The sequence below is a fragment of the Prevotella jejuni genome (genome assembly GCF_900187995.1).
GTDB lineage: Bacteria > Bacteroidota > Bacteroidia > Bacteroidales > Bacteroidaceae > Prevotella > Prevotella jejuni.
The window spans coordinates 1-26,178 of sequence record NZ_FZNZ01000040.1 but is presented as its reverse complement, the minus strand read 5'-3'; the positions used below and the strand labels follow the sequence as shown (position 1 = coordinate 26,178).

The 26,178-nt window shown below is 42.7% G+C and carries 21 protein-coding genes and 2 tRNA genes; 10 read left to right on the top strand and 13 right to left on the bottom strand.

Features of this window, described 5'->3' with window-relative positions; genetic code table 11:
* Positions 1-356: 356 nt before the first annotated feature.
* Both CHB62_RS12530 and CHB62_RS12525 read right to left on the bottom strand, forming a co-directional pair.
* Positions 357-872 carry an outer membrane protein gene (locus CHB62_RS12530; protein WP_089367110.1) on the bottom strand — a complete coding sequence of 172 codons (516 nt, stop codon included), beginning with the start codon at positions 870-872 and terminating at the stop codon, positions 357-359.
* A 416-nt stretch (positions 873-1,288) separates the two neighbouring features.
* Positions 1,289-1,723 (bottom strand): HU family DNA-binding protein, encoded by a 435-nt coding sequence (locus tag CHB62_RS12525; RefSeq protein WP_089367109.1) that lies wholly within the window; start codon positions 1,721-1,723, stop codon positions 1,289-1,291.
* Positions 1,724-2,173: 450 nt separating this feature from the next.
* Between CHB62_RS12525 and CHB62_RS12520 the strand changes: the two genes are divergently transcribed.
* The 6 genes from CHB62_RS12520 to CHB62_RS12495 all read left to right on the top strand — a co-directional run bounded on the left by CHB62_RS12520 (position 2,174) and on the right by CHB62_RS12495 (position 7,878).
* Positions 2,174-2,248, top strand: a tRNA-Val gene (locus CHB62_RS12520).
* A gap of 48 nt (positions 2,249-2,296) precedes the next feature.
* Positions 2,297-2,371, top strand: a tRNA-Val gene (locus CHB62_RS12515).
* Positions 2,372-2,528: 157 nt separating this feature from the next.
* A complete protein-coding gene (purB, locus tag CHB62_RS12510; protein WP_089367108.1) occupies positions 2,529-3,875 on the top strand; it encodes an adenylosuccinate lyase in 1,347 nt (448 codons plus the stop codon).
* 139 nt (positions 3,876-4,014) lie between these two features.
* Positions 4,015-5,562: a pseudouridine synthase gene (locus CHB62_RS12505; RefSeq protein WP_089367107.1), complete on the top strand. Its 1,548-nt coding sequence runs from the start codon at positions 4,015-4,017 to the stop codon at positions 5,560-5,562.
* A 140-nt stretch (positions 5,563-5,702) separates the two neighbouring features.
* Positions 5,703-7,094: an asparagine--tRNA ligase gene (gene asnS, locus CHB62_RS12500; protein WP_089367106.1), complete on the top strand. Its 1,392-nt coding sequence runs from the start codon at positions 5,703-5,705 to the stop codon at positions 7,092-7,094.
* A gap of 112 nt (positions 7,095-7,206) precedes the next feature.
* Positions 7,207-7,878, top strand: a complete 672-nt coding sequence (locus CHB62_RS12495; protein WP_089367105.1) for a YiiX/YebB-like N1pC/P60 family cysteine hydrolase — start codon at positions 7,207-7,209, stop codon at positions 7,876-7,878.
* 479 nt (positions 7,879-8,357) lie between these two features.
* Here CHB62_RS12495 and CHB62_RS12490 read toward each other — a convergent pair whose 3' ends face one another.
* The 4 genes from CHB62_RS12490 to CHB62_RS12475 all read right to left on the bottom strand — a co-directional run bounded on the left by CHB62_RS12490 (position 8,358) and on the right by CHB62_RS12475 (position 12,493).
* The gene (locus tag CHB62_RS12490) at positions 8,358-8,810 is read right to left on the bottom strand and encodes a hypothetical protein (protein WP_089367104.1); all 453 of its coding nucleotides are present in this window, start codon (positions 8,808-8,810) and stop codon (positions 8,358-8,360) included.
* Positions 8,811-9,188: 378 nt separating this feature from the next.
* A complete protein-coding gene (locus tag CHB62_RS12485) occupies positions 9,189-9,944 on the bottom strand; it encodes a DUF695 domain-containing protein (RefSeq protein ID WP_158296838.1) in 756 nt (251 codons plus the stop codon).
* Positions 9,945-10,874: 930 nt separating this feature from the next.
* Complete coding sequence (locus tag CHB62_RS12480) at positions 10,875-11,861, bottom strand: Acg family FMN-binding oxidoreductase (protein ID WP_317042976.1); 987 nt, start codon at positions 11,859-11,861, stop codon at positions 10,875-10,877.
* Positions 11,862-11,890: 29 nt separating this feature from the next.
* Positions 11,891-12,493, bottom strand: coding sequence for a TetR/AcrR family transcriptional regulator (locus tag CHB62_RS12475; RefSeq protein ID WP_089367101.1), 603 nt, complete (start codon positions 12,491-12,493; stop codon positions 11,891-11,893).
* A gap of 349 nt (positions 12,494-12,842) precedes the next feature.
* Here CHB62_RS12475 and CHB62_RS12470 point away from each other — a divergent pair, with 349 nt between their 5' ends.
* Positions 12,843-13,247: an OsmC family protein gene (locus CHB62_RS12470; RefSeq protein WP_089367100.1), complete on the top strand. Its 405-nt coding sequence runs from the start codon at positions 12,843-12,845 to the stop codon at positions 13,245-13,247.
* 165 nt (positions 13,248-13,412) lie between these two features.
* On the opposite strand, the gene CHB62_RS12465 is transcribed toward CHB62_RS12470, so the two are convergent.
* From CHB62_RS12465 to CHB62_RS12450, 4 genes are all read right to left on the bottom strand, one after another.
* Positions 13,413-14,297, bottom strand: coding sequence for a tRNA threonylcarbamoyladenosine dehydratase (locus CHB62_RS12465; RefSeq protein ID WP_089367099.1), 885 nt, complete (start codon positions 14,295-14,297; stop codon positions 13,413-13,415).
* Positions 14,298-14,564: 267 nt separating this feature from the next.
* Complete coding sequence (locus CHB62_RS12460) at positions 14,565-15,425, bottom strand: CvfB family protein (RefSeq protein ID WP_089367098.1); 861 nt, start codon at positions 15,423-15,425, stop codon at positions 14,565-14,567.
* A 96-nt stretch (positions 15,426-15,521) separates the two neighbouring features.
* Positions 15,522-16,229 (bottom strand): ABC transporter ATP-binding protein, encoded by a 708-nt coding sequence (locus tag CHB62_RS12455; RefSeq protein ID WP_089367097.1) that lies wholly within the window; start codon positions 16,227-16,229, stop codon positions 15,522-15,524.
* Positions 16,230-16,305: 76 nt separating this feature from the next.
* Complete coding sequence (locus CHB62_RS12450; RefSeq protein WP_089367096.1) at positions 16,306-18,423, bottom strand: cation:proton antiporter; 2,118 nt, start codon at positions 18,421-18,423, stop codon at positions 16,306-16,308.
* A 275-nt stretch (positions 18,424-18,698) separates the two neighbouring features.
* On the opposite strand from CHB62_RS12450, the gene CHB62_RS12445 reads away from it, so the two are divergent.
* Positions 18,699-19,712: an aspartate-semialdehyde dehydrogenase gene (locus CHB62_RS12445; protein WP_089367095.1), complete on the top strand. Its 1,014-nt coding sequence runs from the start codon at positions 18,699-18,701 to the stop codon at positions 19,710-19,712.
* Positions 19,713-19,915: 203 nt separating this feature from the next.
* Here CHB62_RS12445 and CHB62_RS12440 read toward each other — a convergent pair whose 3' ends face one another.
* Positions 19,916-20,200: a putative quinol monooxygenase gene (locus CHB62_RS12440; RefSeq protein WP_089367094.1), complete on the bottom strand. Its 285-nt coding sequence runs from the start codon at positions 20,198-20,200 to the stop codon at positions 19,916-19,918.
* Positions 20,201-20,228: 28 nt separating this feature from the next.
* Positions 20,229-20,636, bottom strand: a complete 408-nt coding sequence (locus CHB62_RS12435; protein ID WP_089367093.1) for an FMN-binding protein — start codon at positions 20,634-20,636, stop codon at positions 20,229-20,231.
* Between the two features lie 221 nt (positions 20,637-20,857).
* Between CHB62_RS12435 and lplA the strand changes: the two genes are divergently transcribed.
* Positions 20,858-22,681 (top strand): bifunctional lipoate--protein ligase/lipoyl synthase, encoded by a 1,824-nt coding sequence (gene lplA / locus CHB62_RS12430; protein ID WP_089367092.1) that lies wholly within the window; start codon positions 20,858-20,860, stop codon positions 22,679-22,681.
* Positions 22,682-22,811: 130 nt separating this feature from the next.
* On the opposite strand, the gene CHB62_RS12425 is transcribed toward lplA, so the two are convergent.
* Positions 22,812-23,975: an OmpA family protein gene (locus CHB62_RS12425; protein ID WP_089367091.1), complete on the bottom strand. Its 1,164-nt coding sequence runs from the start codon at positions 23,973-23,975 to the stop codon at positions 22,812-22,814.
* A gap of 1,957 nt (positions 23,976-25,932) precedes the next feature.
* Here CHB62_RS12425 and CHB62_RS12415 point away from each other — a divergent pair.
* Positions 25,933-26,178, top strand: a 246-nt coding sequence (locus CHB62_RS12415; RefSeq protein WP_009012764.1) for a helix-turn-helix domain-containing protein, incomplete at its 3' end; no start/stop codon positions are given.

Sequence of the window (26,178 nt, the reverse complement as noted above, 5' to 3'; positions counted from 1 at the left end):
ATAATTGGTGATTCTTCATGATGCAAAGGTAATAAATACTTATGAAATTATGTGCTTAAGAGGATAGACTTGCAACTGGGTTTTAGGACTGACCCTTTCTTTTAGCACTTGATGCTAAATAAATAAGCTACACTCTATGTAGACAACAACAGGTCGAGGGGACAAAAACGAGTTAGGTTCTAAAGACTGTTATCGGACATGGCCAAACGGCTATAGTACGACATAAAGTCTTTAGAACCTAACATAAACGAAAATCGGACATTAGACTATCTTGGACCTACTAATCCGTATTGTCTCTTAACAGCTTTTATACCATAAAATCTGTTCGGTATCTAATGCTCGATTAGACTAAATATTTAGAACTTGTAAGCTACACCTACACCAAGTACCAACTGGTTGTAATTGCTGATAATCTGATACTTCATCTCAGCATTTAGAATGATGTTATCAGTAACAGCATACTCTACACCACCACCAAGGTTTATGGCAATACGACCATCTGTGCCCTTAACCTCCTCTGTACTATTCGGTCCATTCGGTTCGTTTTTAACATGTACAACATATCGATATGACCAGTTTGTATAGCCAATACCTGCAAGAGGATAAACATTGAACTTATCAGCTACATTAATAAGATAGTGAGCATTTGCATTGATATCCCACATTGTCAAGCCCTTGTTCTTAAAGAAGTAGTCAAAAGAAGCCTCACCTCTAAGATGATCAGTGACGTAGTACTGACCTTTAACGCCAAATCCGATGTTATTAGTCTGTGACCCGAATACAAACTGTGCACCAAGTGCTTTATCACCGGCCTGTGCTGAAGCCGAAAGACTCATAACGGCTGCACATACTAATAGTAAAAGTTTTTTCATTTCTATTTGTTTTATATAAAAAAATAAGTCTGGGAATATTGACAATCACTGGCTTGTAAGGCTTTTCCTACCATTCAAACAGAGAATGCCATTGCCCTTGTTTATGTCTTAAATTGAATAAGAACTGATTTAAAACACTTGCTTAAACAGTCTTTTAGCTCTTAATTATATTCGTAAAACACTTGCAACTATCTACTATACACCGAATAAAAGCTATACTGATAGATGCCTATCTAATCACATTGTGCAAATATATACAAAATATTATTAGCATCAAAGGAAAACAGTACAAAAGTTATAAGAAAAGCAAAGAAAACAGGATTACACCATATATTATGGGGATAAATACACAAAATTAGCCTTTTAATCCTTATTCCTCAGGTCATCATCAACTACTAACGACCCTCTCGTCCTGTCTACCAATCATCATCATCGTCTAAATCAGGCTCTGCCCATTCCACACGTGCACCGTTAGCCAGCGTCTGCTCCTTCTTGCCAGTACGTGCATTACGAGTGCTGGTTGGTACAAAGCGACACTTCACATTCTTTATATGCTTCTTGATATCGAAGTCGTCAGGATTATCCACAGGCTCACTCTCTACCGTCAGATGGAATCGTCCTAACCCTTCAAGTGCTACGGTCTCACCCTGACGAAGACGATAAGAAATCTCGTCTACCAACGCAATGACAAGTCCACGCACGTCGCCACGTGAGAATGACGTATTTTCCTGAATAGCATCAGCAAGGTCGTCTGTCGTAGCGACACCCGTACTGACAGTTCGTGCATACCATTTTCCAGCACCATTCTTATCCTTAAACTTACTCTGTTCCAGTCTTACTTCTACTGACATAATCTTCTGCCTATTCGTTTCCTATAATATAAATACGGTGCAAATATAAGCAAAATAAACAATTCATGCAAAACAAAATAAACTATTTTACGAATCCACGTCATACTCTCTTTCAATCAAGCGCACCAATTCATACGACCATAGAAGCGACTAAACAACAACTTGCTTGTATCAAACATCATCAATTACAAAGCCTTTTACCAACATGACACACTGCCATCCACTAAATTATCTTCACGATCAGAAATATTTTTGTTCATGAAAAGAAATGTTTCCGTTCATGAAGAAAAATATTTTTTTTCATGAAAATAATTCGTTAAAGAGAATTATTTAGGTAAGGAAAGGCTTTCTACAACCTACTAAAATGAGATTTTCAACTAAATTATTTGCCATTTGTTTGCGAGAATAAAAAACTTTCCTTACCTTTGCACTCGCCTTACAAAAAGTAAGGGGCGTTTAGCTCAGCTGGTTTAGAGCATCTGCCTTACAAGCAGAGGGTCGGCGGTTCGAATCCGTCAACGCCCACAAGGGGTGTTTCCCTGTGACTTCTTGGGGTTGCAGGGGATTTTTTAAGGGCGTTTAGCTCAGCTGGTTTAGAGCATCTGCCTTACAAGCAGAGGGTCGGCGGTTCGAATCCGTCAACGCCCACCGATGAGCCTTTGAAATGATGACTTTGCAACTTTGTTGTGAAGTCTTTTTTGTTTTATTCAGCTTTAATCTGCTTCCTTTTTGATATTATTATTATTATTATTTGCGCTATTAATGATTTTATTCTTAAATTTGCAGCATATTAATAAAAGAAATTATGACCCTTGACGCATTAACAGCCGTATCGCCTATTGACGGTCGCTACAGAAGTAAAACGGAATGCCTTGCTGACTATTTCTCAGAGTACGCACTTATCCGTTATCGTGTACGCGTAGAAATTGAGTATTTCATCACTCTTTGCGAGTTACCATTACCACAACTGGAAAGTTTCAACAGTGCTCTCTTTGAGCAATTGCGTGATATCTATCGCAATTTCGATGAGATTTCTGCAGCACGTGTAAAGGAGATTGAGAAGACAACCAACCATGACGTAAAGGCCGTAGAATACTTTATTAAAGAGGAGTTTGACAAGATTGGCGGACTTGACGACTACAAGGAGTTCATTCACTTTGGACTAACCTCACAGGACATCAACAACACCAGCGTCCCACTCTCTATAAAGGAAGCTCTCGAAGAGGTCTACTATCCCCAAGTTGAGGAGCTGATAGCGCAATTACAGGAATACGCTGATGAGTGGAAGGACATACCGATGTTGGCGAAAACACACGGTCAGCCAGCCTCCCCTACTCGCTTAGGTAAGGAAATAGAGGTTTATGTCTACCGACTCAGCGAGCAACTCGCAAGCCTGCGCAACTGTAAGATGACGGCTAAGTTCGGCGGTGCTACGGGTAATTTCAATGCCCATCACGTAGCTTATCCACAACATGACTGGCGTGCTTTCGGCAACCGTTTTGTCAGTGAGAAATTAGGATTAGAGCGCGAGCAGTGGACTACACAGATTAGCAACTACGACCACTTAGGTAGCATTTTTGATGCTATTCGCCGAATCAATACCATCATAATCGACCTCGATCGCGATTTCTGGATGTATATCTCAATGGAGTATTTCAAGCAGAAGATTAAGGCTGGGGAAGTAGGTTCAAGTGCAATGCCACATAAGGTGAACCCTATCGACTTCGAGAATAGTGAGGGTAACCTCGGTGTAGCCAATGCTATCCTACAGTTCTTGGCACAGAAATTGCCAGTAAGTAGATTGCAGCGTGACCTTACAGATTCAACAGTTCTGCGTAATGTAGGTGTTCCTATTGGACATAGTATCATCGCCATACAGAGCACACTGAAGGGTCTTCGTAAGCTCATCCTCAACGAAGAGAAGCTAAAAGCTGACCTTGAGGACACATGGGCAGTTGTGGCAGAGGCTATTCAGACTATCTTGCGCCGTGAAGCTTATCCACACCCATACGAGGCATTAAAGGCACTCACACGCACAAACAAGAAGATGACAGAGGAAACAATACACGCTTTCATTCAGACACTCAATGTCAGTGACAGTGTGAAAGCCGAACTAATGGCTATCAATCCACACAACTATACGGGCATTTAATCCGTCGTATAGGGTATAATAAAGTATAAAGAAGATATTAAACTGAGTCTCTCCGTCTAACGGAGTTTGATTTTTAATAATTAATAAATAAATGGATTGGCCGTGAGGCCAGTAGTATCAAATCTTAAGTTAAACAATTATGACAGAAGAATTCGAGAACAAAGAAGTTCAGTCTGAGCAGAATGAGAACAGCCGCGAGGGCTATTCAGCTGCCGAACAAGGCGGCTATCAAAGAGAGTACCGTGGCACAGGACGTACACAACGTCCACGTATTCACAGCCAACGCGCTTACAGTAGCGATAAGGCTAATAGCAGTAACGACGAAGGCGGGTTCCGTCCTGAGGGCTTCGGCTCTGGTCTGCAGAGTGCAAGTCGCCCACAACAGGGCAGCTATCGTCCACGTCAGAACAGCTATAATGGCGGATATAACAACAATCGTGGGGGCTATCAGAGCCGTCCACAGCAGGGTGGTTATCGTCCACGTTACAATAGTAACGGTGAAGAAGGCGGCTACCAGCCACGCCAAGGTGGATATAATAATCGTGGTGGATACCAGAGTCGTCCACAGCAGGGTGGCTATCGTCCACGTTACAACAGTGAAGAAAATGGCTATCAGTCACAGGCTTATCGCCCACGTTACAACGCCAACAATGGTGCTGATGGTGAGGAGAAGACAAGCTATCAGGCAAGTCAAGGCGGTTACCAGCCACGTCAGGGTGGATACCAGCCTCGCCAACAGGGAAGCTATCAGAGTCGTGGCGGATACAACAATAACCGTGGCGGATATAACAACAATCGTGGCGGATACAACAACAACCGTGGTGGATACAACAACAACCGTGGCGGATACAACAACCGTGGCGGATACAACCAGGGTGGATACCGTCAGCACAGTGCTGATTATGACCCAAATGCAAAGTATTCACTTAAGAAGCGCATTGAATACAAGGAGGAGAACTTTGATCCAAATGAGCCAATCCGCTTGAACAAGTATCTTGCTAACGCTGGTGTATGCTCACGTCGTGAGGCTGATGAGTTCATCCTTTCTGGTGCAGTAACCGTAAATGGTGAGGTCGTAAAGGAACTCGGTAGTAAGGTTCTACGCTCTGATGTGGTACTCTTCCAAGAGAAGCCAGTATCATTGGAGAAGAAGGTCTATGTCCTTCTGAACAAACCTAAGGACTATGTAACTACAAGTGACGACCCTCAACAACGTAAGACTGTGATGGACCTCGTGAAGGGTGCGTGCCCAGAACGTATCTATCCTGTTGGTCGACTCGACCGTAACACAACTGGTGTACTGCTTCTTACCAACGATGGCGACCTCGCTTCAAAGCTTACTCATCCTAAGTTCTTGAAGAAGAAGGTATATCACGTATTCCTCGACAAGCCTGTTACGGCTAATGACCTGCAGAAGATCTCTGACGGTATCGAGTTGGAAGATGGCGAGATCAAGGCAGATGCTATCGAATATGCCGACCCACAGGATCAGACACAAGTTGGTATTGAGATCCACAGCGGCAAGAATCGTATTGTACGTCGTATCTTTGAAAGCCTCGGCTACCGTGTCGTAAAACTCGACCGTGTACAGTTTGCGGGCTTGACTAAGAAGAATGTACGTCGTGGCGATTGGCGTTTCCTCACTGAGAAGGAGGTTGACATGCTGCGCATGGGTGCGTTTGAATAAAATAGAAACCTCCCCAAACCTCTCAAAAGAAGTGGATGTGCGAGACCTAACAATGCCACTATTTAGGCATTAGACACATGGGCTAATAGCATTCCTCGCCTTTTGAGAGACTTGGGGAGTACCTAATTACAATATAACAAATGAAAAGAACAAAAATCGTCGATGCACTTGCTTGCACCGATTTTGGTAAAGATATCAACGTAAAGGGATGGGTTCGTTCTCATAGAAGCAGCAAGGCTGTTGACTTCATCGCCTTGAATGATGGTTCTACAATTAAGAACATTCAGGTTGTTGTTGACCCTTCTACTATCGACGAAGACCAACTGAAGAGCATCACAACAGGTGCTTGTATTAGCGTTATCGGTACGCTCGTAGAGAGTCAAGGCGCTGGTCAGACGTCTGAGATACAATGTAAAGAGATTGAGATCTACGGTCTTTGCCCAAGCGACTACCCTATGCAGAAGAAGGGTCAGAGCTTCGAGTATATGCGTAAATACGGTCACATGCGCCTTCGCACAAACACCTTTGGTGCTGTCTTCCGTATCCGCCATAACATGGCAATGGCCATCCACAAGTATTTCCACGACCATGGTTTCTACTATTTCCACACTCCGCTGATTACTGGTAGTGATGCTGAGGGTGCAGGAAACATGTTCCAAGTAACCACACTCGACCTTGACCGCATTGCAAAAGGTGGTGAGGTTGATTACAGTGCTGACTTCTTCGGCAAACGTACTAACCTTACTGTGTCTGGACAGTTGGAGGGTGAGTTAGGTGCGACAGCACTTGGTGCTATCTATACCTTTGGTCCTACCTTCCGCGCAGAGAACTCCAACACTCCACGCCACCTGGCAGAGTTCTGGATGGTAGAGCCTGAAGTAGCCTTCATCGACAAGGATGAGCTCATGGACCTTGAGGAAGACTTCATCAAATATTGCGTTCGTTGGGCATTGGAGAACTGCAAGGACGACCTTGAATTCCTCAATAAGATGATTGACAAGGGCCTAATTGCTCGCTTGGAAGGCATCTTGAAGGAAGATTTCGTACGTCTTACTTATACAGAGGGTATCGAGATTCTACAGAAGGCAGTCGCTGACGGTGTTAAGTTTGAGTTCCCTATCACTGGTTGGGGAATGGACCTAAGCAGCGAGCATGAGCGCTATCTCGTAGAAGAATACTTCAAACGTCCTGTCATCATGACTGACTATCCAAGCGAGATCAAGTCATTCTATATGAAGAAGAACCCTGACGGCAAGACAATGCAGGGTACTGACGTCCTCTTCCCACATATTGGCGAGATTATTGGTGGCTCTGTTCGTGAAGAAGATTACGATAAGTTGCTTACAGAGATAGACAATCGTGGCATGAAGCGTGAGGTTTACGACTGGTATCTTGATACTCGTAAGTACGGTACCTGTCCACATGGTGGCTTCGGTCTTGGCTTCGAGCGCCTCATCCTCTTCGTTACTGGTATGCAGAACATCCGTGACGTAATCCCATTTGCACGTACTCCAAAGAACGCTGAGTTCTAAGGATTAGACAATAGAAGACGACTATCTACAAGAGATGGTCGTCTTTTTATTTACCTAAAAGAACACTCTTGACGAAACTTAAAATATAACTTATATAAACAGAAAAACAATCATGAAACTAAAACGCATCGTATCAAACCTTCTCTTACTGTGCCTTATCTCCTTAGTCGGCTGCTCTACTGAGTCCTTTCAAGACGAAGACATATCACTGCAAAACTTGCATGAAGGCGACTTGATGTTTGTTGTGAAGGAAACAAGCAATCCTATTACAGATGCTACACAGGGCATTAACGGACTAAAGATCGACCACGTGGCCATCTTCCATCATACGGATAGTGCCGATTATGCACTGGAGGCTTATGGCAAAGCGGTGTCGCTCACCCCTCTTACCAAGTTCCTTGACCGTGCGAAAGGGAAAGAAGGAAAACCACTCATTGCTGTTGGTAGAGTAATTGTCGACTGTGATATGGCTACTTCCATGAGCCGAGCACTAAGCTATCTCGGCCGTCCATACGACCATTTCTATATGCCTGATGACAAAGAAATCTATTGTAGTGAACTGGTTCAGAAGTCATTTGTCGACCACCACGGCCTTCCTGTATTCCCAACAATCCCTATGTCTTTCCACGATAAAGACGGGAAAATATTAGACGCATGGGTCCACTTCTATGCCTTCTATCATCGTGAAGTACCAGAAGGAGAACCCGGAACCAACCCTGGACAACTGTCTCGTGACAAAGCCGTAAAAGTTACTTACGAATTCCAAACTCCATCTGCAAAATAAATTATTCGTTGGGAGTGTTCTTCGTTATACCATAATACTATCAAAGAGTTAAGCTTTAACCCAAATATAAGTATAATTTCGTTTGCTGTCATTTTAACATTTCTCGTTAAATTACTATATATTAAGTATTTAAGAACTCACAAAGAGTGACAGGAATGACAGCAAATTAATTTACATACAAACCCATCTAATCTACGTATCACTTACTTATCAACTATCGAACTTCATTAAAAAAAATCAAGCTATATTTCCAAAAAGACTTGACATGAAACATTATTTTTTCTATTTTTGTAACGAGTATTAATTATTTTTATTTATACATATAGCCAACAGACAGGACGAATGGCTATGAGCATGTGAGTGATACCAAGTAGAACTGTTCCCTTTTCCTACATTTTGCTTAAAAAAGACTGCAGTAACTTTCTTAAAAGTAATCAGAACCTTTATCAGTTATCTAAGGAGCCAATAATAAATCAGCCCTATTCCAAGTTTCTCAAGTAAGTTTCCACCGATTTCTTTATCAGCTTTTCATCATCAAAGAAATTGTACCAAACAATTATCAAAGCATTCCCCCTCCAATAAGTAAAGCATGAAACAGGTGCTTCCGACACAACATCAACCTTTAACAGCTTATTGTTGATCTTCGTTTTAAAATAGTTTGATACTCTTTCCTGCGAAGATGGGAATACAATTCTCTCTATAACGAAATATGAATCACATACGCTATCTTTTTCATTAAGGCGAGCTGCCTTCAAACGGGTATGCAGACAAGAATATTCTATATTATCAGCTTTCAGATTTAAAGCCTTACCACTCTTTCTGACAAGAAACTTAAAAACCGGCATTACATTATACTGATGTATATTTTCAAGCTGATGAACCTTGCAAGAGGATTCCTTAGGATATGCTTTTTTATCCCAGGAATACTCCATTAGCTCCGAAACATGCCTGTTTTACAGGAATCGTTAGGGCACAATACCTTTAATGTATCATACGAACCCGTATCTCTTCCTGCAACAGAAGAGAGATTCAACAGACTAATCAATACAAAAAGTGATAAACAGTGCCTCATTTCTATCTTCCATTATGCTTCCCTATTACTACATGGAAAGGATCTGGCTAAATAAGTATCCCCTGTCCTTTTGTTGGAAACAACTATGTTAACTTCCCGTAATTTCATATTCAAAATATTTTATTCCTGTTTCTTAGTTCCAAGTTGTCAGCTTACTCGCAAATATAAGAACTTTACATGTAACCGCCAAAAGAAAACCAACATTTTCTCATTTACACCACAGCTGGCAGCTGTCGTCTTATGCCATACCGCAGCCCCAACCATCGTAATATCCGCCTGCTTCTTCCGCCTCATCCAGCAGATACCATGTGATGTTATGAATATTATCGGGAATATCAGGGCGCGAAATCCCTATCTGCAGCTTGTATTCATTATCTTCCAACGGCCTACGATGGAACTCCACAAAACCTTTCTCCGCAACCTTCTCCACGAAGCGATTGGCTGCAGCTTCATCCTTGAATAGGAGGAAGTGCTCTATGACACGTTCCTTCCCCAGGTCATCATTCTCACGGTCAAGTGCAGAAAGCACCTTGTTGTTCTGTATTTCCTGCATCGAATACTTATTGGGGAAGAGCGTCAGGAAATATCCTTCCCACTGCTCATCCTCATCAACCCACAGCTTGTACTCATAGTCGGGGAACTGTTCTTTCAGTCCCTTGACGAGTTCATCACCTACATCTGCCACCTTTGCATAGAAGAAGAAGTTTACCCGATTGTTCCATTTCATCAATCCTGCATCAATGGCATCTACCTTATTGAGCAGTTCCACAAAGGCATCCTCAATCTTCCACAGTTCCGGATTCTCCTCCGCAACAGGCAGACCATTCTCCGTCGGCGTTCTGTAATATACTGCCAACTGCAGGCGATAACGGTAACCATCCACGGGAGCCACCGTGTTGAGCGCAATATTCACACGTGTTACGGCTGGCTTGTCCTCCAGCTGTTGCATATACATACCCCAGTCCTGCGGAGCATCAAATCTGTTTGTTTCCATATTATATGATTGTATTATATGCTTACAAAGATACGAAAAAGATACAGAACACAAGCCCCTGCCAAGTTTTCTAAACATTCATTACAGTTCGTTGTAAGTTCTGTGCGGGTGTTAACGGTTTGAGTAAAGCCGCTAACACGTACTTACTACCCTCAATTTCATAGCAAACTGTGTCCCGTTAGGCGCTCCCCTCCCTTTCGGGGAGGGGCTGGGGGAGGGGTCTTATTTTGCACCCTTCTTATCCCACACATGCTCTTCAAACTCGAAGAAGAGGCCTTTTAGCATTCGAGAACATGCCCTTCTTGCATGCAGAAGACGCCCTTCTTGAGGCAAGAAGGGCGTCTTCTCCAACGCAGTTTGTAACTTATTGATTTCATGAAGGTTATAAGGCTGATTTTTTAAGATATTATACTCCTATTTTGAGGGTATTTAGATCATTGAGATGTAACGCTTTTTCATAGTCCTATTATTCCTTCTAAGGCATGGGAAGGTTACCAAGTTAGTGTGATAAAGAGGCAACGCCTCCCCCACCCTATCCCCTACAAGTAAGCTCGAACGTTTCATATCACCCCTTTTATCAGCACCCAAAGAGGAGCAAGCTCAATCATCCATTTCTCGCTACAATGGATAGTAAGGGAGAAAATCACCTCTCTTTATAAGCTCCACCTACCTATTTTCCATGAGAGAAAGGGAGTGGGCAACAGCTTATATTACAAGGAGAAAGCCTACTTGGAGTACCGCCAATTATCACTGAGACACCTAAGGCTTACGAAGAAATAGGACTTGAAGCGACAAGAGAGGTCTGAAACATCATGCAAAGCGTTGGACGAACCATAGTTGTTAAGCTTATAATTCCAACTTACTAAATAGTACTTTTATAAAAGAGAATAATACTTAACCTATCCAATGACCTATGTCTTGTCAACAAATTTACTCTTCAGAAAGAATACATGACCTATAATCACGTCTAAGCGAATAAGGCATTCGTTTCCCATAACCCAGTCTTATTAAGACAGTAGGATATTCCGTAGGGATTTGCAATTGCTTTGCCATTTCTTTTGCAATACCACTCTCTTCATTAGGCTGATTGAGATAAGCATTTGCGATACCTACCTGTGTTGTGCACAATAGCATCCGCTCTAAGGTCCTACCTAAAGCAACCCACTGTTCAACAGTATTATCTTTTGTTGTGAAAAGTACGAGATGCGATGCAGAAGCTATCTTTTTTTGGTCTCCTTTATTCTGTGTTTTCTCATTGATAAGTTTTGACATGATAAACTTAGCCATAAAAAGAGGAATATTCGGAGCCCCAAAAGTAGCGTAACTCAGTCCATCTCGTGTATTGTCCTGTTGTTTCTTATTATAACGCATCCAGTCAGTAAGTTCCGTCTTAAAAGCCTCATCGTTCATTTGCAAGCGATTACCAGCATAAACCCAACCAGCTATTCTCTCATAATCAACAGTTCCATTTCTATAAAAATGAATAGATACAGACGGTTCGATAGGAACCATTTTGAGTATATTGATGGTGCTTTCTGGTATTGCCTCACCATTATAGACACGTTTATTCGTCTGTCTTACAGCGATTTGAGGGAACAATAAAGAATCAGGCAGCTTTTCCTTCCCCCCTGTAAGTAGGACTCGAATAAAGGAGTTCTCTATGACTTTGACCTCAGTATGATAGCCTTTCTCATGAGCAGCAATACAAAGATTTTCTGTCGCACAGCCTAAGCTAACGAATAACTCCCGATGACTTGGGTCGACAATAGGTAATTCTTTTGAAAAATCAGGATAGATATCAATCTCAGACGCACCTATCTTAAACAACCAAGGCTGTGTGTTATGCCCAGAAGGAGCCTTACAAGCGCTCTCTATCATAAACAGATAATCTGAATTTTGTGCTACTATATTATTCATAACTCCCATACAAACAAATCATAAAACAATTAATTTTTCCCTTCTTGAATACTTTTTATCCATAGGTCGACTATCATGTCCACTCCTTGTGCAATCTGTTCCCAACCCTTATCAGTCTGTAAAGCAATACCGTTATACGTAGGGCATTGATCTTCTATCAATGCCAAGTAACTGATAGAAGCCGAGAGAATACTTGCTAAAGACGCCACCTCCGAATTAGAACACCCAGTCAGTCTACTGACCACTTTGATTAGATTGCATCCATTCTCTTCCCGTTTATCTCTAAGCCGGTCAATGCTTGCGTTATGACAGGACAGCTCCCAACGACATAACCGCCTTAAAGTAACATCGGTTCGTAGTTGCTCAATCTGATTGCGAAACATGCTCTTTATACTATCACCAACCGAATGAGGATTGAGGATAAGCGTGTCAGTGTTAGCCCAATAATCTTTCTGCATTATAAACCGTGCGACTAGCTCTTCAAGTCCACCAAAGTATCTATAAATAAGCATCTTATAAACATTCGCTTTTAACGCAATAGTATTGATACCAAGCTTCTCGAAACCGTCGCACTCAACAATGCTTGCCACAGCTTCAAGTATCTTACTTTCTGTTTGTTCTCTACTTTTCATTCTATTATATGCCTATGTTACCAATCGGTAACAGCAAAGTTAAGTTACTTATCGGTAACACGCTAATATTAAGCTAAGTTATTTCTCCTATTTTATATAGTTTAACCTGCAAGCAAAGGATATAACAGTTTTAAATAAAATCAGACTAACCGAGATGAGTAGAGACACAAGCCTATTAGCATATAAAAAGAATACAATTTCTTAAAGGTTGGACTTTAAGAAAAAAGAAAAAGATGATTGAAAGATTAGCAAGGCTTGGTTTATCTATATTCTTTTATTATCTTTGCAAGAGACATATAAATGTTATTAACCAATCGAAGTATTATTACTAATTCTAATAGATACAATTATGACAATTACAAAAGCTATTTATCAAGGTAAAGGACGAGTTGAAGCAACACATGTTAGGTCGGCTGTGACAATAAATACTGATGCGGGTAAGGCTGTAGGAGGCTTAGGAGAAAATCAAAATCCCGTCGAGTTATTGGGTAATTCACTGGCAGCATGTGGCTTGACAATGATGGGCTTGCAGGCAGAACGTGGCGGTGTAGATTTTTCTGGTTGCTATGCTGAGGTCGGCGAGATAGAGGAAGACATGCAAACCTTTACCGTTACACGTATTCCTATCACGTTCCATCTAAAAGCTTCATTTGATGAGAAGCAGCGTAAGAAGTTTGAGCATATCGCTCTTAAGACCTGTTTTGTTGGCAATACGCTAACCGCAAAGAAAGACTTCACCTTCATTTATGAGTAATCTCATAGTATGATTTGGCATTAAAGACAACAAACAATAAAAAAGGACATTTGGGATAGCAACATCACCAAATGTCCTTTTATTTTCTTACGTAGTCTTAGGATTATGTCTTTCCAATGATGACAGAAATGACTTATATGTCCTTAATAATAAAATATAAATACATTACTTATCCGCTGCAGCCTTCTCTGCTTTGATTCGTTTATGCTCTTCCAACATCTTTGCTGCACGTTCACGAGCGATGCGAGCAGGTTCACTTGTAGCCTCATCCTCAGGACGGATGCGCATAGTGTGGGCAAGACTGACAAGATCTTTCACAGCCTCTCCACCTGCAATAAGTCCCGCTGCTGCTGGTACCCACGCATTAGAACTGGGGATAGTATGGCGGTCAGTACACTTACGCATATCCTTGTCAGGGCAAATACAATGGAAACGGCAAGAGATCTCAGGCTGTTCTATACTCTCAAGTGGCTCCTCAGGACTATATACAACCTTTAGGTGCTTAATCTTTGTTTTACGAAGTTTCTTACGAATGACCTTCGCTAATGGGTCGTTGATGGTCTTGAAGATGTCAGTCACACGAAATTGTGTGGCATCAAGTTTATAAGCTGCACCCATGCAAGAGAGCAATGGGATGTTAAGTTCATGACAACGATAGATAAGGTCGAGCTTAGCTGTAACGGTGTCAATACAATCTATAACATAATCATAATGAGAGAAATCAAACTGATCAGCATTATCAGGCAGATAGAAAGTTTGATACTTCCGTACAATACAACGTGGATTGATTGAACGAATACGCTCCTCAGCCACATCTACCTTGTGTTTTCCCACCGTTCGAGTGGTAGCAAGGAGTTGTCGATTGACATTCGTCAGACAGACACGGTCGTCATCAATAACATCAATAGCTCCCACGCCGCTACGTGCCAAGACCTCAACAGCATATCCACCAACACCTCCAACACCAAAGACAGCCACACGACTACCATTAAGCGTATCGATGGCAGGCTTACCAAGGAGGAGTTGTGTTCTTGAAAATTGATTCTGCATTGTTTTATTATTATCCTTTATTTAGAGTGCAAAGATAGTGCAAATGAGAACAAAAGAGAACTCGTTCTCACTTTGTCGAGTGCAGCCTATCTTATTCAAAGATAGTGCAAACGAGGACAAAAGAAAGCTTGCTTTCATTTTGTCGAGTGCAGCCTATCTTATTCAAAGATAGTGCAAACGAGGACAAAAGAAAGCTTGCTTTCATTTTGTCGAGTGCAGCCTATCATGTGCAAAAGTACGAAAAAAATAAGAAAAAAGGGATTTATTCTATTTTACTAAACGTATTGACAACGGTTCGACAGTGATAAGATGACGCTTATAGAGGTCGCCAACGGCACGTTTATACACCTTCTTCGATACTTGGAAACGTCGTTTGATATCCTCTGCTTCGCTCTTATCACCAAGGTCGCATACTCCGTCGTTATCCTTCAAATATTGAAGCAGGGTCTCAGCAAAGTCTTCTGCATGCTGTTGTCCTGTGGGTTGAAGAGTACAATCAATCTTACCATCACGGCGAACAGTAGAGATATAGCCCTTCAAACGGTCGCCAGTGTGGACATACTGGAACACTTGATCCTCATAGATGAGCCCTGGATACTGATTGTCGACAATGACCTTAAAACCAAGGTCGGTTTTCTGCCATATCAACAAGTCAACTTCCTGTCCATGCTTATAACCTCGTGGCTGCTCGTCAAGATAATGCTCTACCTTTGCAGAGGCCACAAGACGATAGCTTTCTTCGTCAAGATGAATATAGACAATATAGCTATTACCAATAACCATACGCTTCTTCTGCTCACGGAAAGGACAGAAGAGGTCCTTCATCACACCCCAAGAGAGGAAAGCACCATACTCATTCACCCACGAACACTCCAAGTAAGCGAAGTCGCCTACCTGCGCTAAGGGTTCTTCGGTCGTAGCAATAGGACGTTCGTCTTGGTCAAGATAGACAAAGACCTCCACTTCATCACCTATTTCAGTTCCTTCAGGGACATACCTCTGAGGCATGAGAATCTCTCCAGCAGGTCCACCATCAAGGTAAAGACCAAATGGATCACCATTGCCTTCACGTAAGGCAACCTTTAATACAGTGAGCGTGTTGTATGCTCCAAGCTTTATTTTAGACATAATAACCCTTTATAGTTGAAGACAAGATAATCTATTATAAGACAAAGTAACAGATGAACAATATTCTCTAAGTAACTAACTTATCATTCTAAGAATCTACTCATTCTCTATTTCGACAGTAGCACTCCCCTCCTTTCGGAGGGGTTGGGGGAGGTTCTGTATCAAGCCATCTTTGAGATGTATCGTTCTGTCTGTTATATGTGCGAGCCCTTCATCGTGTGTAACGATAACGAAAGTCTGACCGAACTTATCACGGAGATCGAAGAAGAGTTGGTGTAGTTCCTGCTTGTTCTTACTGTCCAAACTACCTGAAGGCTCATCGGCAAGGATGACAGCAGGATTGTTTACCAACGCACGAGCTACTGCTACACGCTGCTTCTCACCACCAGAAAGCTCATTGGGTTTATGGTTGGCACGGTCGCTCAAGCCCATAAACTCCAATAGCTCTTCGGCACGCTGACGTGCTTCCTTGGTCTTTCGCCCTGCAATATAAGCAGGTATCATAATATTCTCAAGAGCCGTAAACTCAGGAAGGAGCTGATGGAATTGGAACACAAAACCTAAGTGTTGATTACGAAAGTCACTCAGCTTACCAGCTGATAAGCTTCCTACGTCGATGCCATCCACCACGACAGCCCCACTATCTGGCTTATCCAATGTGCCAAGTATCTGTAACAACGTGGTTTTACCAGCTCCTGATGGTCCGACAATACTAACAACCTCCCCCTTCTCTATATGTAAGTCTATGCCTTTCAATACCTGAAGCGACCCGAAACTTTTAGTTATGTTCTTAATGTCTATCATAATTCTATTCTTTTATTGGGGCTATTAGGCTTATTAGCCATATTGGCCTAATTGGCCTAATTAGCCTAATAACCTCTTACACCTTATTATTAATCCACTCTCTAACAGCCTCGTAAGCACTGCGTTCCTCCGTATGCTGTGGTTGAGCAAAGGTCATATCATCCATCTCACTACCATACTGGTCAGGGAAGATAATCATGATAGTCTTGCCCTTAACGCACTTATTCAATTCTTCTGGCAGCCTTTCCATGGCTGTCTTATAGGATATTGTACCCTTACGAGCCGTCACAATAACAAAAAGATGGTCGTCCCGAAGTTTCGTACCAAGCGTGGTCAAATCTTTCCAATGCTCCATCTCTTCATATTCAGCCCTCACACTTGAGAAACGATTACGGATAAACTCATTAACAAGTTGCAATGTATCTCTACGCCCATGGAACGTGATACGACACTCTAAGTTGCCTGCCATACGTGCTAAACGTTCTAACCAACGATAGAAACCAGGCTCGAACTCAGCACGAGAAGGGATTGCCACTTGTATTCTGCGAATTGTATTTAGTGGTTGTAGGATACGTGTAACGATAATCTGACGGCTCAATCCGTTATAAAGACTTCGTGTAAACTCGCCCCAGAAACTACGACTTATCTCTTTGTGGAAATGTAAGCCCATCAAGATTTCTGATGCTTGGAACTCTTTGAAGGCATGTTTTATACCATTGGCAATATTAGCTGCGACACGCACCTGCGTTACCATAGGTACATCTGAAGCACTTGCTAAGTCACATAGATGGTCTAACAAACGCTGTCCCTCGGCTTGATTATGACGCATATTCACATCATCATATACCACATTCAATGCCACCAATTCTCTCTTTCGACGTGGATTACGCATCAGTGTTGCCATAGTTACAAGATTATCAGAATACTCTGGATATTTCACAGGTATCAAAATCTTCTCATCATCGAGGTTCTTCATCATATCCTGACCCTCCTTCTCTTGTAGACGAAGCCGTTGTGCAGCCCGCTCTGTGATGATAGATGAGATGACACAAGTAAAGAGAATCATTATTACAATACCATTCAAGACTTCATCACCAAAGAGGTATTTACCTGGCGCAATCTCCAGTCTACGTCCTACCATCACCATTGCTATGGCACCAGCAGCATGTGCACTGGTCAGACCGAACATCATGTGACCTGACAACCAAGACATTCGAAAGAGGCGGGCAGCCAAATAAGCAGCCAAAGCCTTACCCAACGTACCGAAGAGTACGATACAGAATACGACCCACAATATCCGACTTCCGACGAAGAGCAGGCGTATATTTATCAACATACCCACACCGATAAGGAAATAAGGAATGAAGAGTGCATTACCAGTAAACTCTATGCGATTCATCAATGGAGATACTCTCGGTACGAAACGGTTCAATATCAAGCCTGACAGAAAGGCTCCAAAGATACCCTCCAAACCAACAGCATCCGACAAGGCAGCAGAAAGGAATACGATTGCAAGAATGAAGATGAACTGCATCACAGCATCCGAATATCGACGAAGGAACCAACGGGTCACACGAGGTATGACCATGATAAGTCCCACGCAATAAGCTACGAACCTTAGAATGAATAACAGCCAAAAAACAATTCCACCATTTCCATGAAACGAATTGACAATAGATGCCATCACTATCAAGGCCATGAAGAGTGCAATCATAGACGACCCCACACTCAACGTAGAACTCGCATGCCGTGTCAATCCATATCGTCCTACTATCGGATAGGCTATCAACGTGTTAGACGCCATGATAGCCGAGAGCAGAAGAGAGGCTAAAGGGAGATACCCCAAGAGACTGATACCCATGAAATAGGTCATCGCAAAGGGAATAATGAAAGTCAACATACCAAAGACTATCACACTATTCCGGTTTTTCTTCAGTCCTCCCATATCCATCTCAAGCCCTGCAAGGAACATGATATAATACAATCCTACACGTCCAAACAGCTCAAAAGAAGCGTCACGCTCCAGTATATTCAATCCATACTTGCCTACAAGAACACCAGCCAACACCATACCGATGATATGTGGAATACGCAGTCGTCCCATGATGATAGGTGAAAGCAATATCATCAGCAAGACAACAAAGAATATCAATGTTGGGTCAGTTATCGGGAAATATTGGGATAAATTCAGCATGCGTATCTATAAATTACTGTCTGCAAAGTTACGAAAAAACTTTTGGCATACCTAACATTAACTATGTATAAAGGTATATATCTTTTCTGTTTCATGCGAGCAACGCTTCAAGACTCTACATAATAGCCTAAGAACAATGCATGAGGAATAAACAAAGATAATTTATAAAATATATCACCTTATATTAAAAAGATAGATAGATTGTAGCACATATTACAAGAAAAATAGTAAATTTGCAACTAAGAATAGGTTTGAAATAAATAAAGATAAAAGATATGAAAGTAGCAATTGTTGGTGCCAGTGGTGCCGTAGGTCAGGAGTTTCTGCGCATCTTAGCAGAGAGAAACTTCCCAATGGACGACCTTGTCCTTTTTGGTTCTAAGCGTTCAGCTGGCAAGAAATACACATTCAAGGGTAAGGAATACGAAGTAAAACTGCTCCAGCACAATGATGATTTCAAGGATGTAGACATCGCCTTCACCAGTGCTGGCGGTGGAACATCAGCCGAGTTTGCTGAGACTATCACCAAATATGGTGCTATCATGATTGATAACTCCAGCCAATTCCGTCAAGATGACGACGTACCCTTGGTTGTTCCAGAGATTAATGCAGAAGATGCATTGAACCGTCCACGTGGCATCATTGCCAACCCTAACTGTACTACCATTATGATGGTTGTCGTATTGAACCCTATCGATAAGCTCAGCCATATCAAGAAGATACATATCAGTAGTTACCAGAGTGCATCTGGCGCGGGTGCTGCCGCTATGGCAGAGTTGCAGCAGCAGTACAAGGAACTTGTTGAGACTGGCGAGGTAAAGACCATCGAGAAATTCCCACATCAGTTGGCCTACAATGTCATTCCACAGATTGACAAGATGACAGAGAACGACTATACGAAGGAAGAGGTGAAGATGTTTAACGAGACACGTAAGATTATGCACTCTGATGTTCGCACTTCTGCTACCTGCGTTCGTGTGTCTTCTCTCCGTAGCCATTCAGAGGCTGTATGGTTCGAGACCGAGCGTCCACTCTCTGTTGAGGAGATTCGTGAGGCTTTGAAGGCTGCTCCTGGCGTTACAGTCGTTGATGATCCACAGAACTATGTCTACCCAATGCCACTCGAGAGTGCTGGTCACGACGATATCTATGTGGGCCGTATCCGTAAGGATCTTGCCGATGACAATGGCAATACACTCTGGCTCACTGGCGACCAGATTCGCAAGGGTGCTGCATTGAATGCGGTACAGATTGCGGAGTATTTGATTAAGGTGGGGGATGTAAAGTAAAGCCCGGTTCCTCTCAAAGGATATCTCTTCTAAAGCGAGGGGAGTAGATACCGAAAAGAGGGAAGGTTTATCAAAGATAATGAAAGAGCGTATCGAGAAGATTGACTACTTCTTGATACGCTCTTTTAATTTAGTTTCTTCATCCCCCTCTTCAACCAAATAGTCAATGACCAAGGCTAATGAAGGGAGAGAGCTATTTGTGATTAGCGCTCAAACTGCTCAATGCTTAAGCCGCCATCAGTTAGTTTCTCTAATTCAGGAACAATGCGAGTGAAATGTTCTGAACGAGCATGACGCGTCAAACAAGCCTTGTCCTCCCATGATTCACAGAAAAGGAAAACACCTGGCTGCGTTGTGCTCTCAAACAAATCATAGCCCTTGTTACCTTCATCTTTACGTGAAAGTGCTACTAACTCATCTGCGAGTTCTTTCACTTGGGCTGTTGTCACACCAGCCTTGACTTTGAAAAAAGCGTTTAATCTAATCATCTTTTTCTATTTTATAGTTATCTAACTTTTACTTATTCTTCTTATAGTAAGCTACGGCAGCAGCCACATTCTCTTTTACAGCACGTGAAGAGTAGGTAGCACCAGTGACCCCATCAATGCTGCTTGACTTCGCTGCCTTTGACACCTTCAAGCCACTAAACTTTGGAAAAAGACCTTGTTTAACCTTATCAAAAAACTTTGGTCCCTCATGATTTGGCAGAGCCTCAACCTTAACCACCTTATTATTCTTGATAAAAACCTCCAAGGGTGTAGCACCCTTAAAGCCCTTGACATTTTGACAGAGAGTGGTCGTATTGACAACGTAGGTGCCATCTGCCTGCCTATACATTACCCTATCCTGCTGCACTGCAGCAAAAGCAACACCAGTAGTTAATACTGCTACAGCCGTTACTGATACTAATTGTTTTCTTAACATAACCTATTACCTTTATTTAAACTGATTAATTCGACTGCAAAAATACGAAAAGTATAAGAGCGATGATTACTTTTTGCATTTTTTAAGGGTTGCTTATTAGCCTTAGTGGACTAATAAGGCTAATAAGACTAATAGTGCCTTCCTCACTATTTTCCTCACTTTCTTTTCTTTCTTTCGTAAATTTATTTGTACATTTGCCCTATCAACAATCAATACCAACGATGAAATATATACTACTTCCTAAACCAGATACTATTCACCAACTGCCCTTCTACTTCGCAGTGGAGGAATATGTAGCCCGTCATTACACCAATGATGACTACTTCATGGGGTGGCGAGTGAACCCTACGGTAATGTTAGGACGCAATCAGTTGATTGATAATGAAGTCAATACAGACTACTGTAAAGAACACAAGATAGATATTTTCAGACGAAAGAGCGGTGGAGGCTGCATCTATGCCGACAAGGGATGCATACAGTTCTCTTACATCTCACGTGCTGTCAATGCCAATGAAGCCTTTGCACAGTACATGCACCGAATGGCCGAACTACTACGAGGACTGAATATTAACGCACAACTATCGGGACGAAACGACATTCTCATTGACGACACGAAGGTGTCGGGATGCGCCTTCTATCAGCTGTCGAATCGTAGTGTTCTGCATAACTCCCTACTCTTTGACCCCCAACTTGACCACCTCTCTAATGCCCTCACTCCTGCAAAAGAGAAACTACAAAGCAAGGGTGTAGCGTCTGTCAGACAAAGGGTAACGAATGTTGCGACCTATACACAGTTAGATATTTTAAATTTCATGGACTACGTACGACAGGAAATGTGTGGTAAGGAGGTGCTCGAACTAACGGAAGAAGACATGAAGGGTATTGCTGAGATTGAGAAAGAACTATCTTCTGACGACTTTGTCTATGGTAAAAATCCAAAATACTCTCTCGTCCGCAAGCATCGTTTTGAAGGTGTCGGAACACTTGAAGCACATATAGAACTGAAGAACAACATTATAGGGAGCATCAATATGGTGGGCGATTACTTCCTTCTTGGCGATATCGACCATGATTTCCTAAGCCTGCTAAAAGGCTGTGAGTTCACAAGAGAGGCAGTAGAAGAGAGGTTGGCTGGCATCGACCTATCTACTATCATCCGTGGCTTGAAGCCACGACAGTTCTTGCGTCTACTCTTCGGACGTGAGCCACACGTGATGAAACCAGCCTGGCTTAAGATTGACCTCACATCGAAGAAGTCGACTGGTGAGACAGCAGGCATCCTTGCCAAGCATCATCTGAACACTATCTGCACGAGTGGACTCTGCCCTAATCGCTCAGAATGTTGGATGGCACGTACGGCTACCTTGATGATTGGCGGTGACATCTGTACTCGAAAGTGCCGTTTCTGCAATACGTTAAGTGGTCGTCCCAGACTCCTCAATCCTGATGAGCCACGCCATGTAGCTGAGTCAGTGAGAGCTCTCAAGCTACGCTATGCCGTCATCACCTCTGTCGACCGTGACGACCTGCCCGATTATGGTGCCGCCCATTGGATAAAGACCATCGAAGAGATACGCCGTTTGAACCCCGACACAAAGATAGAACTGCTTATCCCTGACTTTATGGGAAAGGCCAACCTCATACGACAAGTCATGGCAACACGCCCCCACGTAGCAGGACATAACATGGAGACAGTGTGTCGTCTCACACCATCAGTACGCTCCGTGGCACGCTATGAACGCAGTTTAGACGTCCTGAGAGAGATAGCCAACTGCGGTATCACTGCCAAGACAGGATTTATGCTCGGCTTAGGTGAGACCCACGAAGAAATCTTAGAGACAATGGACGATATCCTTTCAACTGGTTGCCAACGTCTCACACTCGGTCAGTATCTCCAACCTACTGTCGACCACCTACCTGTCAAGGCCTATATCACACCCGAAAAGTTTGCTGAATATAAGCGGATAGCTTTAGAGAAAGGTTTTAAGCATGTTGTAAGTGGACCGCTCGTCCGCTCGTCTTATCATGCTGCTGAAGGCATTTAGGTCATTACTTTCACGATAGGGAAGGCAAAGTATCAATGATAAATAAGATGGTATTGGGCCTATTAGGCCAATAAGCCTAATAAGCCCAATTATTCCTATCGTTATAAACAATATCTTAATGGTACTTTCCCTATTCAGTTATCTGAACCGTTGCACGGCGGTTGAAAGAAATAGGAGACAAGGTCTCTACCCCACCCTTACCGACAGTCGTAATCTTATTATTCTCAATACCCATCTTTACAAGCTCATTAGCAACGACAGTAGCACGTCGCTCAGACAGTTTCTGGTTGTAGGCAGCAGAGCCCGTTGCACTGTCAGCATAACCTGTCACAAGGAGGTTATTATTATTGTCCTTAGCATACTTCGCAAGAGCCTGTACGTTTACGAGGTCTTTCTGAGATGCGATTGTTGCCTTATTGATGTCGAAGAATACTGAAACAGGAGTTGTTACCAACTGCTTAACTGACTCCGACACAGTCTCAACAGGCTTCTGATTTGACAGTTCATTACGAAGACGTGCGTTCTCTTCCTCTGCGTCTTGGAGGCGTGCATTCAGTGCGTCAAGGGCTGCTTGATGCTGTGCGTTGATCGTCTCCATATCTGGTGTCTTGCTCCAAGTACTCTTACCAATATTGAAATTCAGACCGATTTCTGCATAAAGGTTATTGTCATGCGACTCCCATCCACGGTGCTCATTACTTGCGTAAGCCGCTCCATCGAGGTCGCCCTCATAACGGTTCCATCCTGCTTCAAGATAGACACGCATCCCCTTTGACACCTTCCAAGAAGATTGAAGGCCTGCACTCAATCCCATTGCATAGCGATTAGCCGACATAGAACGGCCAACACCAGCACCAGCAAACGGAATGACGTTCCATACTCGGTTCTCATTGTAACCGCAAAGGAGGTTGTTCAGATTGAACATCACTTGCTCTTGTGCTATCCAATACTTATTACTATTATCGAGCTGAGAAGCAGGATTGCTGTCAGCTCCGACACGCTTGCCCCAGATACCTTGTATCTTCGTGCGAAGACCGATACCCGGTGTGAACCACTTACCAATGGCGAAGGCTGCACCCGGCTTTGAACGGAAATCCTTCAACGGACTAATAGCTGCATCACGACCATGTTCTTGATTAGAATACCACGCATTCCAGTCTGCACCAAGTTGCACAAACCAATTATTCCAGAACGAGTTTGTGGCAACACTATACTTCTCGGTAAGCACCTCTTCTTGGGCCGAACCTGTCAACGACACGCCCGCCAATGCCAATACTATCAAAAGCTTTCTCATAACTTATTACTTTTAAGAACTTATTCATTTCGTCACACTCTCTACCAACTGGGAAATAAGTCGGTTCACAAAGATAGTAATTAAAATCTATCACAGCCGCTTTTTCATGAAAAATACAATTTATTTAACGTTGTACAAATAAGTAAAGACTGAATGACGGGATGGAAAACAAAGGAAGAAAAGGAAGAAGAAAAGACTCAATAACAGCATGATAAACAATGGAAAAAGATACATATTTATCAGACAATGGATATGCCGTCTCTTGTCAGTTGAATATGTTTATAGCTTTACGAAAAAACACAACAAAACAACAGAAGCATATCCACTATTCAGGATGAAAGGACCAAGAAGAAATAGACTCACAACAAGCAGGTATTCAAACAGTTACAAACATTGTTCAAGAAGACGCCTAACAAGCTTCAAGAAGGGCGTTAACAACACTCAAGAAGAGCATGTTCTCGAACGTTGAAGGGCATCTTCTTGCACATTAAAAAGCAGGTACTGGTTTTAAGAAGTACGAAAAGGATTTACAACAGGACTCTGTTCTTCATTTATTACAACACCATCTATCGCTCGTTCTCTTAATCTTCTCCCAAAGTTTTAAGCACGTAGAGAAATGCTGGCCCATCCCCCATCCCATCCCCCGAAGGGAAGGCCGTAATCACCGAGATACCTCTATAAGAAAGAGCCTCACCCCCAACCCCTCTCCGAATGGAGAGGGGAGTGATTACCGAGAAACCCCTACGGGCTGGATGCAGGCTTCTTGTTGTCTCTTATTGGTTTCTATATTAGCAGTAACGCTCTGTGATATCTGTATGCCAGAGGCCTTCTGTGAGCTCGAAACGTGGGTGGAAAAGTTCTGTTAAATCTGTGAGATCTGTGAGAGAAATAAACGTTACGAAGTATGCAAGCAGCCCAGTAGGGGTAACCTCACATATCACGCCCCTCCCTGCGGGGGAGGGGTTGGGGGAGGGGCCACTATCTTATGGGTTCGATACTGTGCGCAAAAAAGTTCTGTTAAATCTGTGCAATCTGTGAGAGAAAGAACTCCTCAGCAACTCTCATGCTACCTTTCTCTTACAGTGGATGCTTCCTATTTCTCACAGAGTTACACAGAAGAACAGAACACATAAACTTTCACAGAGACATTAAGTCAACCGATATCACAGAACCTTACAGCCATCTTTAGCAGTAACGCTCTGTGTTATCTGTATGCCGGAGGCCTTCTGTGGGCTCGAAACGTGGGTGGAAAAGTTCTGTTAAATCTGTGAGATCTGTGAGAGAAAGAAATACCCTCCGTGCGAAAAAGAACTCCCCAGTGACTTGCATGAGTCTTATCTTATCGAGAGGGTGAGTTCTCTTTCTTACAGAGTTACACAGATGAACAGAACACACAAACCTTCACAGAGACATTAAGTCAACCGACATCACAGAACCTTACAGCCATCTTTAGCAGTAACGCTCTGTATTATCTGTCGTCCGGAGGCCTTCTGTGGGCTCGAAAAATGGGTGGAAAAGTTCTGTTAAATCTGTGCAATCTGTGAGAGAAAGAACTCCTCAGCAACTCTCAAGCTACCTTTCTCTTACAGTGGATGCGTCCTATTTCTCACAGAGTTACACAGAAGAACAGAACACATAAACTTTCACAGAGACATTAAGTCAACCGAAAACACAGAGCGTTACAGCCAACAGAGGTCTCACCCCCGGCCCCTCTCCGAATGGAGAAGGGAGTGATCACCGAGATTACCCCTCCTTCGCTGCTTGTGTCATGATGGGAATGCGCAAGTTCAACATAGAACTGCAATCCCAAGTGCTGGTGTAGCTTAATAATCTATACCTGAAAACACCGAGGGGTTTGGGGGCGAGAAGCCCCCATGAGAAGAAAATCAACAAGCAATGCATAAAAATAAGAAAGGGAGACCTCTGTCTCCCAAAGATTAATTAATTTTGCATTGCAATGTACAAACAATTAACCTCGGAGCAAAGGTACACAATTTCTGTGCTACTCCAAAATAGAACGAAACAAAAAGATATTGCCAAGGCGATAAATGTAAGTGCAAGTACAGTGTCTCGTGAAATAAGACGTAATAGCGGAGTCAGAAGACACTATAATTGGGAAACTGCCCAAGCAAATGCAGTACAAACAAGGCGCAGAAAGCCAGGCAATCGTTCAGTAGACAAGGATGTCATGGAAGAGGCGAAG

What these genes read in the sequence shown, in the direction of transcription:
- CHB62_RS12490 (WP_089367104.1), bottom strand. Translation starts at nt 8,810, where the DNA reads ATGGAGTATTCCTGGGATAAAAAAGCATATCCTAAGGAATCCTCTTGC.
- CHB62_RS12435 (WP_089367093.1), bottom strand. Translation starts at nt 20,636, where the DNA reads ATGTTAAGAAAACAATTAGTATCAGTAACGGCTGTAGCAGTATTAACT.
- CHB62_RS12470 (WP_089367100.1), top strand. Translation starts at nt 12,843, where the DNA reads ATGACAATTACAAAAGCTATTTATCAAGGTAAAGGACGAGTTGAAGCA.
- CHB62_RS12445 (WP_089367095.1), top strand. Translation starts at nt 18,699, where the DNA reads ATGAAAGTAGCAATTGTTGGTGCCAGTGGTGCCGTAGGTCAGGAGTTT.
- CHB62_RS12465 (WP_089367099.1), bottom strand. Translation starts at nt 14,297, where the DNA reads ATGCAGAATCAATTTTCAAGAACACAACTCCTCCTTGGTAAGCCTGCC.
- CHB62_RS12475 (WP_089367101.1), bottom strand. Translation starts at nt 12,493, where the DNA reads ATGAAAAGTAGAGAACAAACAGAAAGTAAGATACTTGAAGCTGTGGCA.
- CHB62_RS12530 (WP_089367110.1), bottom strand. Translation starts at nt 872, where the DNA reads ATGAAAAAACTTTTACTATTAGTATGTGCAGCCGTTATGAGTCTTTCG.
- CHB62_RS12525 (WP_089367109.1), bottom strand. Translation starts at nt 1,723, where the DNA reads ATGTCAGTAGAAGTAAGACTGGAACAGAGTAAGTTTAAGGATAAGAAT.
- CHB62_RS12455 (WP_089367097.1), bottom strand. Translation starts at nt 16,229, where the DNA reads ATGATAGACATTAAGAACATAACTAAAAGTTTCGGGTCGCTTCAGGTA.
- CHB62_RS12450 (WP_089367096.1), bottom strand. Translation starts at nt 18,423, where the DNA reads ATGCTGAATTTATCCCAATATTTCCCGATAACTGACCCAACATTGATA.
- CHB62_RS12460 (WP_089367098.1), bottom strand. Translation starts at nt 15,425, where the DNA reads ATGTCTAAAATAAAGCTTGGAGCATACAACACGCTCACTGTATTAAAG.
- CHB62_RS12495 (WP_089367105.1), top strand. Translation starts at nt 7,207, where the DNA reads ATGAAACTAAAACGCATCGTATCAAACCTTCTCTTACTGTGCCTTATC.
- CHB62_RS12440 (WP_089367094.1), bottom strand. Translation starts at nt 20,200, where the DNA reads ATGATTAGATTAAACGCTTTTTTCAAAGTCAAGGCTGGTGTGACAACA.
- purB (WP_089367108.1), top strand. Translation starts at nt 2,529, where the DNA reads ATGACCCTTGACGCATTAACAGCCGTATCGCCTATTGACGGTCGCTAC.
- CHB62_RS12425 (WP_089367091.1), bottom strand. Translation starts at nt 23,975, where the DNA reads ATGAGAAAGCTTTTGATAGTATTGGCATTGGCGGGCGTGTCGTTGACA.
- CHB62_RS12505 (WP_089367107.1), top strand. Translation starts at nt 4,015, where the DNA reads ATGACAGAAGAATTCGAGAACAAAGAAGTTCAGTCTGAGCAGAATGAG.
- CHB62_RS12480 (WP_317042976.1), bottom strand. Translation starts at nt 11,861, where the DNA reads ATGAATAATATAGTAGCACAAAATTCAGATTATCTGTTTATGATAGAG.
- asnS (WP_089367106.1), top strand. Translation starts at nt 5,703, where the DNA reads ATGAAAAGAACAAAAATCGTCGATGCACTTGCTTGCACCGATTTTGGT.
- CHB62_RS12485 (WP_158296838.1), bottom strand. Translation starts at nt 9,944, where the DNA reads ATGGAAACAAACAGATTTGATGCTCCGCAGGACTGGGGTATGTATATG.
- lplA (WP_089367092.1), top strand. Translation starts at nt 20,858, where the DNA reads ATGAAATATATACTACTTCCTAAACCAGATACTATTCACCAACTGCCC.